This window comes from Geomonas paludis, assembly GCF_014193585.1.
Lineage (GTDB): Bacteria > Desulfobacterota > Desulfuromonadia > Geobacterales > Geobacteraceae > Geomonas > Geomonas paludis.
Genome location: NZ_BLXY01000001.1, coordinates 706,281 through 719,198, shown reverse-complemented (window position 1 = coordinate 719,198; position 12,918 = coordinate 706,281). Strand labels below are relative to the sequence as shown.

Sequence of the window (12,918 nt, the reverse complement as noted above, 5' to 3'; positions counted from 1 at the left end):
ATGGCTGAACCTATCCTCAAGGTAAATTCGGTAACCAAATGTTTCGGCGGTCTCACCGCGGTCGACGACGTCAGCTTCAGCGTCGAAAAAGGCGAGATCGTCGGCCTCATCGGCCCCAACGGCGCCGGCAAGACCACCCTTTTCAACGTCATTTCCGGCTACTATGCCCCCACCAAGGGGAACGTGATCTTCCAGGGGAACGACATCTCCGGCAAGCCCCCCTACGACCTGGCGGGAGTCGGGATCGGCCGCACCTTCCAGGTGGTCAAGCCCTTCGCAGGCCTCACCGTACTGGAGAACGTGACCATCGCCTCCTTCCTGAAGCACCCGAAAAAGGCCGACGCCGAGCGTCACGCCTGGCAGGTGCTGGAAACCACCGGCCTTGCCGACCGCGCCAACGTCTCTGCAGCCGGGCTCACCCTGGCGGGGAGAAAGCGCCTGGAGATCAGCAAGGCGCTGGCACTGGAGCCCTCCTTCCTGCTCCTGGACGAGGTCGTCGCCGGCCTCAACCCGACCGAGGCGGACCGCACCGTCGAGCTGATCATGAAGCTCAAGGCGCAGGGTCTCACCATCCTCATCGTCGAGCACATCATGCGCGTCATCATGAACATCTCGGACCGCCTGGTGGTGCTCAATTTCGGCAAGAAGATCGCCGAAGGGACCCCGTCCGAGGTGTCCAGCGATCCGCATGTCGTTCAAGCGTACTTTGGGGAGGAAGCGGCATGAATCTGCTCGACGTCAACGGCATCTCAGTCAATTACGGGGACATCCAGGCCCTGTGGAACATCTCTTTCTCCGTGGCCAAGGGTCAGCTGGTCGCGCTCATCGGCGCCAACGGCGCCGGCAAGACCACGACCCTCAAATCGCTGTGCGGCCTGATCCCGACCGCCAGCGGCACCATCCACTATGACGGCAAGCTGGTCACCGGCATGCCGGTGCACAAGGTGGTCGACCTGGGCATCACCCTGGTCCCGGAGGGGCGCCAACTCTTCCCGAAGATGACCGTGGAGGAAAACCTCCTGGTGGGCGCCTACCTGAAAAGGGCGCACGGCAAAAGGGCCCAGACCCTGAAGCGGATCTACGAGATCTTCCCGCGCCTTGAAGAGCGCCGCACCCAGACCGCCGAGACCCTCTCCGGCGGGGAGCAGCAAATGGTTGCCATCGGTCGCGCATTGATGCAGGATCCCCAGGTGATCATGTTCGACGAGCCGAGCCTCGGTCTCGCGCCGATCATGGTGCAGGAGGTCTTCAAGGTGATCCAGGAACTGCACAAGCAGGGGCTGACCATCTTCCTTGTCGAGCAGAACGTGCACCAGACCCTCAAGGTCGCCGACTACTGTTACGTCATGGAAAACGGGCGCATCGTGGGCCAGGGGACCGGCAAGGACCTCGAAGCAGACGAGTCCATCCGCGAGGCCTACCTCGGCTTCTAGGTAACCACCTGTAATAGACGTTCCATTCAGATCCCCTATTCACCCGCGCAGGGGACAGGCTCCGCAGGTGCCTGTCCCCTTTGCCCCTTTTTCCGTTGTCATGACGGGAGGTTTCACATGCAGATCAAGGTAAAACTCTACGCGTCCCTGCGCAGGCAGAAGTTCGACGAGGCGGACTGGGAGATCACCCCGGACCAAAAGATCGCCTCCATCGTGGAGCAACTGGGGCTCGCCAGGCAGGACGTGGGCACGGTCCTCGTGAACGGGTTGCATGCAGGGTGGGACGAGACGGTAGCGGATGGGGACGTCGTTTCCCTGCTGCCGCGCATGGGCGGAGGGTAGTGCCTGTGGGGACTGGCTCCGCAGGTGCCTGTCCCCTTGCCTTCACGGGCTTCCCCCTTCGCAAAGGGGGACTTTCGATCACCACCTAAAACCAGGGGGACAGGCACCTGACGGAGCCAGTCCCCGGGGCCATCACCTATTTATGCGAAACCAAGGGGACAGGCACCTGGCGGAGCCAGTCCCCTACAGTCCACTATTTTTGCGGAGTAACGATATGAGCGAAAAAACCATCAGCAACAACCCGGCGAGCGTCATCTATCAGCGCTGCACCGTCGACCTTGCCACCGGCACGACCACCTTCGCCCAAGTCCCCTGCAAAAACCTGGAAGACGTGCTGGGCGGCTTCGGCAGGAGCTTCCAGATCCTCGCCGAGCGCGACATCGCCGAGGCCTACTGCCCGGAGAACCCGGTGATCCTCAACACCGGCCTCCTGACCGGCACCAGCATCATGACCGGCATGCGCAGCTACTTCTCCGGCTACAGTCCGCTCAAGCAGTCCGGCACTGGGCGCCCGGGCGCCATGTGGTCCACCGGCAGCGGCAACTTCGGCAACAAGTTCAAGTGGACCGGGCTGGACGAGGTGATCTTCGAGAACCGCTCCGAGAGGCCGGTGTACGCCCTGTTGAAGGAAGGCGCCAACGGCCCCGAGGTCGAGCTGAAGCCCGCCGACCACCTGGTCGGGCTCACCGGCCACGCCAAGATCATGGCGCTGTACCAGGAGTACCCGGAGGCCCACTTCGCCGCCATCGGACCCGCCGGCGAGAACTGGCAGAACAACTACATGGGTGCCGTGGTGATGAGCACCGACAACGAGCTGAAGTCGGGCGAGCCCAAGAGCCGCTTCGCCGGCCGCGGCGGCATGGGAAGCCTGATGGGGTACAAGAACCTCTTGGCCGTGGTGGCGCTCAGCTCCGACAAGCTGCAGAAGATCACCCCCGAGATCCGCGACGTGAACCGCGACATCCTCAAAAGCGGCGGCAGCGCCCGCTTCCAGCCGGCCAGCCAGGGTGGCGGCGGCGGGACCTGGGCCAACATCGAGGTGCTCCAGGTCTTCCACGCGGTCCCGCTCAACAACTTCCGCCCCAAGGGCAACGACGACGTGGAGCGGCTGTTCCGCGACGAGGTGGAGAAGGAATTCGACATCGCCACCGAGGCATGCCACCGCTGCGGCATCCGCTGCCACAACAACCTCTTCTACAAGAACGAGGACGGCAGCCGCGGCAAGCTCGCGGCGAAGTTCGACTTCGAGCCGCTCATCCTGTTCGGCTCCAACCTGGGCGTGCACGAGCCGGCCAAAGTATGCGACCTGATCCACCGCTGCGACCTGTTGGGCATGGATGCCATCTCGCTCGGGACCACCATTTCCTACGTGCTCGACTACAACGAGCGTCACCCGGACAAGCCGCTCTTCAACGGCGCCACCTTCGGCGACTACGACAAGATCGCGGAACTGATCGAAGGAGCGGGCCGCGGCACCCTGCCGGGCATCGCCCGCGGCGTCAAGCGTCTCTCCGAGGAGACCGGCGAGACCGCCTACGCCATGCACGTGAAGGGTCTGGAACTGCCGGCCTACCTCCCGGACACCAACCCGGGCTACATGTTCGCCATCGCCGGCGGCCACATGTCCATGGGGACTCACATGATGCTGGCCAAGGAAGGAAAGCACTCCCTCGAAGAGTGGACCCAGGCCATCACCACCGGCGGACTGTTGCAGGTCGGCTACGACATGATCGGCCTGTGCAAGTTCGTCGGGGTCGGCATCGGTCACGACATCATCGTGCGCGCCTTGAAGGAGGCTGCCGGACTCGAGATCGCCTCGGAGGACATCGTCGCCGCCGTGCGCCGCGCCTACCTGCGCGGCCTGGCATTGGAGCTGCGCCAGGGGTTCCACGAGGAGAAGGAGTACACCCTCCCCTCGCAGGTCATGAACGACCCGAACCCCAAGGTGACGCTGCCGAAATTCATCACCAACGAGTTCCTGGGTGAGCTGCGCCAGCGCGTCTGGGGCATTTTCAAACCGGAAATGAAAGGACTGCTGCCGGTCCAGGGGGAGTGACATGTGCGCCGCCGAAACGGATGTGCTCGCCGCCGTTGACCGCCTGATCGGGGCCAACGAGGGGTGCACCAGGGACAACCTTGCCTGGCTTCAGGGCCAGATGGACTCCTACTTCTTCATCACCATGCAGGAGGAAGCCGAGGCGGTGCACGCGCTGGCGGTGGGGCTGAGAACGCTGGCCCACAACCAGAAGCTCACCGTGGCGGACCGGGCCAAGACGCTGATCCTCGCCCGCCTGAACCAGCCCGGCTCGCTGTACGACACCCTGCGCACGCTGCAGGAGCGCGACATCTCCTACGCCGAGTTCACCCACTCGCGCGGCCTGGTGCCGGGGCTGGAGCAGGGGCTCGAGGTGCAGCGCTTCGACTTCGACCGCAAGGAGCACGGCGAGATCGCCAACGCGCCGGCAGTGGTCATCCCCCCCGCCATCCGGGACGGGATCGCCCAGGCGCTGCAAAGCCGCTACCCGCTGTTCGACATGAACCAGCTCGATCCGCTCTTGCGGCTCTTGTGGCTCAACAACGAACAGTACGTGCGCATCTCCCCCCCGAACCGGGTAGCCCAGATCCTCTGGGTATTCCAGGAGGGGAACCGTCAGGGCGGGATCTTCCTCGACGTCGAGCAGCCCGAGGACATCGGCCCCGACGCCGAGACCCGCGTGCTGTTCGCGGTGGGCAACCCGCCCCAGAACGACTTCCTGCTGCAGACCATGGAGGTCTTCAACCGGCTCGACTTCGGGGTCAAGCGCGCTTACTGCCTGACCATCTCCAACGGCGTACACCCCTACTTCCTGGGCACCTTCTACGTCAGGAAGCGCGGTGACGCGCCCCAGCTCTCCAAGGGGAGCGAGCTCTTCGACCGGCTGCAGATGGAGCTCTACAACACGCAGATCCTCTCCACCGCCTCCGCGACCTACCGCAGGTTCGTCACCACCCAGGTGATGACCGGGGAGGAGGCGAGCCTGGTGAACGCCTTCATCGCCTTCTGCCACACCAACCTCGCCCATCACCACCCCGACCCGTTCAGCCACGAAGAGGTGCGGCTCGCGTTCCACTCGCACCCGGACATCGCCCTGCAGCTCGCCAAGCTGTTCCGGACCAGGTTCCAGCCCGGGCTCTCCCTGCGCGAGGAGTTCTACAAGAAGACCCTGGAAGAGACGGTCCGTTTCATAGAGTCGTACAACACCGGTCACCGTTACATCGACGACCTGCGCCGCTCCATCTTCCGCTGCGCCATCGCCTTCATCCGCAACACGCTGAAGACCAACTTCTACGTGCGTGAGAAGCACGCGCTGGCGTTCCGCCTCGACCCGGCCTACCTCGCCGAACTCGCCCCCGAGTTCACCGCCGACCTGCCGCCGGAGCTGCCGTTTCGCATCACCTTCTTCTTCGGGCGCTACGGCTGCGGCTACCACATCGGCTTCTCCGACATCGCCCGGGGCGGCTGGCGCACCATCATCACCAAGAACCGCGACGACTACGTCACCTCGGCGAGCACGCTGTTCCGCGAGGTCTACGTGCTGGCCCACACCCAGCACCTGAAGAACAAGGACATCTACGAGGGCGGCTCCAAGATGGTGGTGGTGCTGGACGCCGCACGCCTGGAGGCTCACGACCTCTCCACGCAGCGCCTGTACAAGCTGCAGTTCGGCTTCATCAACGCCTTTTTGGACATCTTCGTCACCGACGGCGGCCGGGCCCGCGACCCCCGCGTGGTCGATTACTACGGCGAGGACGAGCCGATCGAGATCGGTCCCGACGAGAACATGCACGACGTGATGATCGAGATGATCGCGCGCCAGTCGCTGAAACGGGGCTACCTGCTGGGCATCGGCCTCATCTCCAGTAAAAGGGTCGGCATCAACCACAAGGAGTACGGCGTCACCTCCACCGGCGTCATGCAGTTCGCCGAGACCACCATGCGTGAACTGGGCATCGACATCCGGCGCGACCGCTTCAGCGTGAAGCTGACCGGCGGCCCCAGCGGCGACGTGGCCGGCAACGCGCTGCGCATCATGCTGGAGCGCTCCCCGCAGGCGTGCATCAAGCTGATCCTGGACGGCAGCGGCGCCATCTTCGATCCCGAAGGGATGGACCACGAGGAACTCTCCCGCATCGTCCTGAAGCAGGACCTGGACGCCTTCAACCCGGCCCGCCTGCACCCCGGCGGCTTCATCCTGTACCGCAACCAGCGCCGCACCGACGGTCTGCGCGAGCTCTTCAAACGCGCCGTGAGCACGGGCCTCGGTGTCGAAGAGCAGTGGGTCACCACGGACCAGTTCCACCGCGAGTTCGGCAACCTCCTCTTCTCCGTCCCCACCGACCTGTTCATCCCGGCCGGAGGGCGCCCCGAGACCATCGACGCCGAGAACTGGGCCCGCTTCTTCCGCGAGGACGGCACCCCCACCACCCGCGCCATCGTCGAGGGGGCCAACTCCTTCATCACGCCGGAGGCGAGGACCCAGATGCAGCGCCGCGGCATCGTCATCATGCGCGACGCCTCGGCCAACAAGTGCGGCGTCATCTCCTCGTCCTACGAGATCATCGCCAACCTGATGCTCTCCGAGGAGGAGTTCCTGCAGCACAAGGAGCGCTACGTCGGCGACGTGCTCCGAATCCTTGAGCAGCGCGCCCGCGATGAGGCGCAGCTCATCTTCCGGCGCCACCGCGAAGCCGGCAGCAGCTTCACCTACACCGAGATCTCCGAAGCCATCAGCCACGAGATCAACGGGCACTACGCGCGGCTCTTCTCGTTCTTCCAGCGGAACCCGGAACTGTGCGACGAGCAGGTATTCCAGCATGCGATCCTGGCGCACCTCCCCGCCATGCTGCGCGAGCCCGAGTACCGGACCCGGTTGGACCGTCTCCCGGCCAAGTGCCGCTACGCCATCCTCGCCGCGGAGATCGCTTCGTCGCTCGTTTACCGCGGCGACCAGGAGGCGGACTTCAAGGAGATGATCAAGGGGCACCTGCTGCGCAATTTCGCCGCCTCTGACAGGGCTTTACCGACCACATCCGCAGCACCAGCAATCGAGCACGTCACGCTCACTTATCAAGGAGGCGCAACCTGATGGAGCTGAAACAGATTCTTGTCTTCATGGATGACCCCGACCACTCCGCCGACCGGCTCGACCTCGCCCTCAACCTCGCCAAGCGGCACCGCGCCGGGGTCATCGGGCTCAAGGTGCAGCCGCACCACCTGATCCCGCTGCGCCGGGGCCACGACCAGGACGCTACCGAGGAACTGGCGCGCCTGTTCAAGGAAAAGACCGCTGCCGCCGACGTGAAGGGCGAGTGGGTCGCCGCCGACGCCAAGGTGCTGGGCGGTGTGGTCGAGGCCATCAACCACTACGCCACCTTCGCCGACCTCGTGGTCGTGGGCCAGAGCGAGCACGGTTCCTCCGAGCGCCGCGCCACCGATTTCCTCCCCGAGAAAGTGGTCTTCGGTTCCGGCAAGCCGGTCCTGATCGTCCCCTACACCGGCAAGTACAGCAGCGCCGGCGACAAGGTCCTGGTCGCCTGGAAAACCGGGCGCGAATCCTCCCGCGCACTGACCGATGCCGTCCCGTTTTTGAAGGCCGCGGCGTCAACCCACATCTTCGAAGTGAACCCGAGCCAGGGAGAAGAGGCGGACCTGGAGGGCCTGCGCCGCTATCTCGCCGCGCACGGCGTCAAGGCCGAAGTCGAGACCAGCCTGATCACCGAACTGCACGTGGGCGACGTGCTTCTGAACCGCGTCTCCGACGAGGGGAGCGATCTCCTGGTGATGGGCGCCTACGCCGACCTGCACTTCGGCAACTACGTGCTGGGCGACGTCGCCAAACACGTGCTGCGCCACATGACCATACCGGTCCTCATGTCGCACTGATGGAGAGGATCGTCTTTCTTGATCGCGGCGGCATCTCGGTGCCGCTGCGCCCCCCATGTTTCCCGCACCACTGGCAGGAATACCCGGATACCAGACCGGAACAGGTGGTGGAACGTCTTGCCGACGCCACCATCGCGATCACCGACCAGGTCGCCATCACCGCCGAGCACCTCGCGGAACTGCCGAATCTGCGCCTGATCGCGGTCGCCGCCACCGGGGTGGACCACGTCGATGTTGACGTCTGCCGCCACCAGGGGATCGCGGTAACCAACGTGCGTAACTGGTCGGTGAGCGTACCGGAGCACGCCTTCTCCCTGATCCTGGCCCTGCGGCGCAACCTGCTCGCCTACCATGACGTGGTGCAGGGGGGCGCGTGGCAGCGTTCGGAAGGGTACCTGGTGCAGGTGGAGCCGATGCCGCGCTCGCTTTCCGGGGCCAAGCTCGGCATCATCGGGGTAGGCGCCCTGGGGAGCGCCGTGGCAGCGCTTGGTGAGGCCTTCGGCATGGAGGTGCTTTACGCGGAGAGAAAGGGAGCGGCGGAGGTGCGCCCGGACCGGACGCCGTTCGAGGAGGTTCTGGCCCAGAGCGACGTGCTGGTGCTGCTGTGCCCTCTCACCGAGGAAAGCCGCGGCATGATCGGCGAGGCGGAGTTGAAGCTGATGCCGCGCCACGCCATCCTGGTCAATTGCGGCCGGGGCGGGCTCCTGGACGAAGCGGCACTGGCCAAGGCATTGGAGGAAGGCGTCATCGCCGGTGCGGGGCTCGACGTGCTGACCCAGGAACCGCCGCGGGACGGCTCGCCCCTTTTGGACCTGAAACAGCCCAACCTGATCGTCACGCCGCACGTCGCCTGGATCAGCGACCGATCTCTCGCCACCCTGGCCGAGCAGGTGATCGGGAACGTGGAAGGATTCGTCCTCGGCCACCCACGCAACATGGTGGTCTGACACAAAAAAAGCCGGGCATCCCTTGGGGAGCCCGGCTTCGTCTTTTTCATGTTTTGTCTGCTTATTCGCCGTAGACGTGCAGCTTGTACTCACCGAAGATACCGAGGACGTTTTTGCCTTCCCAGTCCACGGTGGAAACCTTGCTGATGCCACCGTTTTTCTTGGCGGTCTCGATGCTGCAATCGCCGGTAGCCACGAGGCCCAGCACGCTCTTGCACTCGGCAGTGCCGTGCTTTCTCTCGCCGCCGTTTGCGGTGGCCGCAACCGGAAGCTTCAATTCGGTGTAGAGGGCGCCCATCGGGAAAGGCGAGGCACAACCGGACATGATCCCAAAACCAGCCAACAGACCTGCATAAAGAATCTTCTTCACTGCTTCCTCCTCATAACAAAATTTTCCATCCCACGTCCCCGAGGTCACCGCAGCGTCAGCTTTCGCTACGACTGACAATGATCTCGACAACTTAACGCGGGAGACCATAGCACGCGTGGAACATATATTCAAGTTTTTGAAAGTATTTTTTCGATTTGACTGAGGGAAGGACAAGGCAAGGGGATTACCATTTTTATCAATTTGACTAATTGGCGGCACGTGTATAACATCTGGCATGGAGAAGCGCACGCCACATTACCCGCTGTCACTTATCCAGGCCATGGTGGGCGATCCACAGAGTCGGCCTTTCACGGTGACCGCCTTGCGTGGCGGGCTGGCTCTCGGGCTGGCGGAAGCTGAGATGCGGCAAGTCGTGTGTACCTTGAGAAGGCAGAATTTCTACAAGTCCATGACAACCTTTGCTGACCCGAGACAATGGCAGGATGTTTATCATTGCACAACCGACACGGGTGTTGTCGTCTATATAAAGGTAACTTGGTCTGAAGAGGGTCCGCCCGTGATCCAATTCAAGAAGAAATGAGAGGTTGATTATGAAGTGCCCAGCGTGTGGCAAGGATATGGTGGCAGAAGTTCGTGAAGAGACCCTTCGGTACGGAGGAGAAGTAATGACCTTGACCGGAATGCGGGGACAGTTCTGCAGCGCCTGCGACGAGGGGGTCTGGGATGAGCAAAGCTATCGCCGCTATACGGAAGCGCAGGACACGTTGCTGCGTACAGTTAAAGAGGACGTAAGTTCCGATATCAGGCGAATAAGGAAGGAATTAAAGCTGACGCAATCCGAATTGGCTGACGCGTTTGGCGTAGGGAAAGTGGCATTTTCACGTTACGAAAGAGGTGAGACCCGCCCTCCCGCTCCCGTAGTGAAACTGCTGAAACTGATCGAAAGGCACCCGGAATTACTCAAGGAAATGCAGGAGTTACCATTGCAGGGCCGTTTCTCACGTGACCTTCCCCCTCGCTCGCAACGCAAGAAAACTGCCCCGGCGCCGTAAGATCTCAAACGCAATCAGGCCACTCGAGCCTAGCCCAGTTGCTTCACTGTTCACGCCCACACATCTGCACATACTTCTTCACCGTACGTCGATCGAGCTGGGTGCGGCGGGCGACTTCTTCGTAGGTGCCATGGGTGTCGTAGAGAAGCCCGCAGTAGGCGGCTAACACTTCTTCGGCGTTGAGCGCGCCGTCCCTGAGCCGCACGGCTAGACGCTCCATCGCATCCCCCTTCCCCTTTTCCCGCTGCACGCCCTGATAGCGACCGGTGAGGATGATCCTCTTCACGGCCTGCTCCAACTCCCTGACGTTGCCCGGCCAGTCGTACTCCCGCCCTAGGTCACGCTGCAACACCTTCTGCACCAGTTGCCGCTCGCGCGCGGAAACCGGCTGTCCGGCGATGCGACGCAAAATGGCCTCCAGCAGGTGTTCCAGTTCTTCGGGCTCCTCCTTGAGGCGCTCGCGCAAGGGCGGGATAGTGACCACGTCGGAGCAGAGCCGGTAGTAGAGGTCTTCCCGGAACTTCCCGTTGACCATCATCTCGTCGAGAGGCCGGTTCGTGGCCGCCACGATGCGGCCGCTGAAGCGCCTCGGCTCGTGGCTCCCGACCGGGAAGAAGACCCGCTCCTGCAGCACCTGCAAGAGCTTGATCTGCACCGGGATGCTGACGTCGCCGATCTCGTCCAGGAAGATGACGCCATGGGGCGCACAACGGCTGAAAAGCCCCTCGTGGTTCTCGACGGCGCCGGTGAAGGAGCCCTTCTTGTGCCCGAACAACTCGGACTCGAGCACCCCCTCGGAATACTGGGACAGGTTGATGGCGACGAAGTTGCGGGTAAAGCTCTCGGTGAAGCCGTTGCGGGCCGGATCGTAGGGGATGAAGCCGGAACGGCCGATGGCGGCCGCCGCAGCCCCTTTGCCAGTCCCGGTCTCGCCAAGCAGCAGGATGGAAAACTCCTCCATGCGATTCCACAGCCCCGCCTCGAACCAGCGCACGTCGTGGGTAAAGACGCAGTCCCAAAGGTGACGGCGCAGCACCTTCATGGAAGGGGAGCTCCCCACCAGCCCGCTCCTGATGAAGTAGAAGGCGCGGCGCAACTGGTAGAAAACGGCGAACGTCCGCTCCGCCTCCTCCGCGGTGAGGCCGAAACCGGACAACTCCTCCAGGGCCTGTCGGGCGAAGCTGACGCGGCACGGTTTGTCACCTTCCTGCAACTGCGTCTGAATGAGCCCGTCGAAGTGATCGACGTAACGGTGGAAGACATGGAACAGGCAGAACCTGCGCAACACCTCGCGTCGACTGCCCCCCTGCGCGCGCAGGTCCGCCAGCCCGCGCCGGCGCAGGCTCTCCACCTGCGTCGCCACCCGGCTCAGCACCGATTCCAGGATCTCTTCAGATGACGACCCGCGCGGCGCACCTCCGATGGCGATGTCGAGATCGTCCCTCGTATCGCCAAAAGGATTGGCAAACGCGGCGCGTGCCACTGTTTCCAGGAAAGCCCACTCTTGATCAGTCATTTTGGCAGCAGTCATACATTTTATGTATTATCTATGTACACCAAATGTCAAGCTGTCTTTACAGCACAAAGCGGGCTCTTTTCGACTACCAGCACAGAATCAGACAGTTACACCTGCACTCTTCGCTGATCCACAATTGGCATAGTATCTGTAAAAGAAGGCTCTATCAGCGGATGGTGTTCAAGGGATAGCAGAAGGGACTGGCTCCGTTTAGGTGCCTGTCCCTCTTGCGGTACGCTCCTTTCAGCTCAGCCTGCTTCCCCAGGCATTAAGGGGCAGCATTAAGGGGGACAGGCACCTGGCGGAGCGATCAACATTAAGGGGACAGGCACCTGGCGGAGCCAGTCCCCCGAGCTAGCAGGAGAATGACATGGACGCTACCACAGCAAAAGGCATCATCGACATTCACTGTCACACCGCCGGCATCGGCGCGGGAAACAGTGGCTGCTTCATCTCACCCGCAATGCGCAGGAGTTGGAGATACAGGGTGTTCCTGAAAGCCTTCGGCGTGACGGAACAGGAACTGCTCGAGAAAGGGGACGGGCTGGTAATGCGGCGCACCTCGGAGAGCCTGGCCTCCTCGGAGCGTGTGACCGCCGCGGTCATACTGGCCATGGACGGCGCCGTGGACGACAAGGGAGAACTGGACCGGGCGCAAACCGAGATGTTCATCCCCAACGAGTTCGTGGCGGCCGAGACGGCCAAGTACCCGAACCTCCTGTTCGGCGCCAGCATCAATCCCCTGCGCCGCGATGCCATAGAGCGGTTGGAGCGGGCGGCGGCGGACGGTGCGGTGCTGGTCAAGTGGCTCCCGTCCATCCAGCAGTTCGACCCTGCCGACCGCGGCCTGACCCCGTTCTACCTGAAACTGAAGGAGCTCGGTTTGCCGCTGCTCACCCACACCGGTTCGGAAAAGTCCTTCACCGCAGCCCGCAACGAACTGGCGGACCCGGAGCGCCTGAGGCTGCCGCTCAGCCTCGGCGTGAACGTCATCGCGGCCCACGCGGCCAGTAACGGCCGCAACCACGGGGAGAGCAACCACCGCCGCTTCCTGAGGCTCTGCGGCGAGTACGCCAACCTGTACGCGGACATCTCGGCGCTGACCCAGTTGAACCGTCTGACGCACCTGCAGCGCCTGCTCAAGCACCCGGAGCTCTTCGGCCGCCTCCTCTACGGCACGGATATGCCCATCCCCAAGACGGCGGCGGTCACCCCGTTCGGGTTCCCCAACCGGCTCTCGCCGCGGCGCATGCTGCAGATCTCGCAGGTCGCCAACCCGTGGGACCAGGACGTGGCCCTCAAGGAAGCACTCGGGGTCCCGGAACAGATCTTTTTCAACGCCAATTCCATCATCAGGCTTTAGGCCGTCAGGAG

The 12,918-nt window shown here is 63.1% G+C and carries 12 protein-coding genes; 10 read left to right on the top strand and 2 right to left on the bottom strand.

Translation table 11 applies throughout. The annotated features are described in order from the left end of the window. The 7 genes from H7687_RS02860 to H7687_RS02830 all read left to right on the top strand — a co-directional run bounded on the left by H7687_RS02860 (position 1) and on the right by H7687_RS02830 (position 8,645). A complete protein-coding gene (locus H7687_RS02860; RefSeq protein WP_183344898.1) occupies positions 1-726 on the top strand; it encodes an ABC transporter ATP-binding protein in 726 nt (241 codons plus the stop codon). Then, positions 723-1,433, top strand: a complete 711-nt coding sequence (locus tag H7687_RS02855; protein WP_183344896.1) for an ABC transporter ATP-binding protein — start codon at positions 723-725, stop codon at positions 1,431-1,433. The genes H7687_RS02860 and H7687_RS02855 overlap by 4 nt, the downstream gene beginning before the upstream one ends. A 117-nt stretch (positions 1,434-1,550) precedes the next feature. After that, complete coding sequence (locus H7687_RS02850; protein WP_183344894.1) at positions 1,551-1,775, top strand: MoaD/ThiS family protein; 225 nt, start codon at positions 1,551-1,553, stop codon at positions 1,773-1,775. A gap of 214 nt (positions 1,776-1,989) precedes the next feature. Then, the gene (locus H7687_RS02845) at positions 1,990-3,831 is read left to right on the top strand and encodes an aldehyde ferredoxin oxidoreductase C-terminal domain-containing protein (RefSeq protein WP_183344892.1); all 1,842 of its coding nucleotides are present in this window, start codon (positions 1,990-1,992) and stop codon (positions 3,829-3,831) included. Between the two features lies 1 nt (position 3,832). Then, on the top strand, positions 3,833-6,901 hold the full coding sequence (locus H7687_RS02840; RefSeq protein ID WP_183344890.1) for an NAD-glutamate dehydrogenase domain-containing protein: 3,069 nt from the start codon (positions 3,833-3,835) through the stop codon (positions 6,899-6,901). Next, positions 6,901-7,698 carry a universal stress protein gene (locus H7687_RS02835; RefSeq protein ID WP_183344887.1) on the top strand — a complete coding sequence of 266 codons (798 nt, stop codon included), beginning with the start codon at positions 6,901-6,903 and terminating at the stop codon, positions 7,696-7,698. Before H7687_RS02840 ends, H7687_RS02835 begins: the two co-directional genes overlap by 1 nt. Then, on the top strand, positions 7,698-8,645 hold the full coding sequence (locus H7687_RS02830) for a D-2-hydroxyacid dehydrogenase (RefSeq protein WP_183344886.1): 948 nt from the start codon (positions 7,698-7,700) through the stop codon (positions 8,643-8,645). The genes H7687_RS02835 and H7687_RS02830 overlap by 1 nt, the downstream gene beginning before the upstream one ends. Before the next feature lie 61 nt (positions 8,646-8,706). Here H7687_RS02830 and H7687_RS02825 read toward each other — a convergent pair whose 3' ends face one another. Then, positions 8,707-9,015 carry a TRL-like family protein gene (locus H7687_RS02825; RefSeq protein WP_198424602.1) on the bottom strand — a complete coding sequence of 103 codons (309 nt, stop codon included), beginning with the start codon at positions 9,013-9,015 and terminating at the stop codon, positions 8,707-8,709. Between the two features lie 235 nt (positions 9,016-9,250). On the opposite strand from H7687_RS02825, the gene H7687_RS02820 reads away from it, so the two are divergent. Continuing rightward, positions 9,251-9,556, top strand: coding sequence for a type II toxin-antitoxin system MqsR family toxin (locus tag H7687_RS02820; RefSeq protein WP_183344884.1), 306 nt, complete (start codon positions 9,251-9,253; stop codon positions 9,554-9,556). A gap of 10 nt (positions 9,557-9,566) precedes the next feature. Beyond that, positions 9,567-10,028 (top strand): type II TA system antitoxin MqsA family protein, encoded by a 462-nt coding sequence (locus H7687_RS02815; protein WP_183344882.1) that lies wholly within the window; start codon positions 9,567-9,569, stop codon positions 10,026-10,028. Positions 10,029-10,071: 43 nt separating this feature from the next. Here the strand turns inward: H7687_RS02815 and H7687_RS02810 are convergent, their stop codons facing one another. Beyond that, entirely contained in the window at positions 10,072-11,544 is a 1,473-nt protein-coding gene (locus H7687_RS02810; protein WP_183344879.1) for a sigma 54-interacting transcriptional regulator, read from the bottom strand. A gap of 370 nt (positions 11,545-11,914) precedes the next feature. Between H7687_RS02810 and H7687_RS02805 the strand changes: the two genes are divergently transcribed. Then, positions 11,915-12,907: an amidohydrolase family protein gene (locus tag H7687_RS02805; RefSeq protein WP_183344876.1), complete on the top strand. Its 993-nt coding sequence runs from the start codon at positions 11,915-11,917 to the stop codon at positions 12,905-12,907. Positions 12,908-12,918 lie beyond the last annotated feature (11 nt).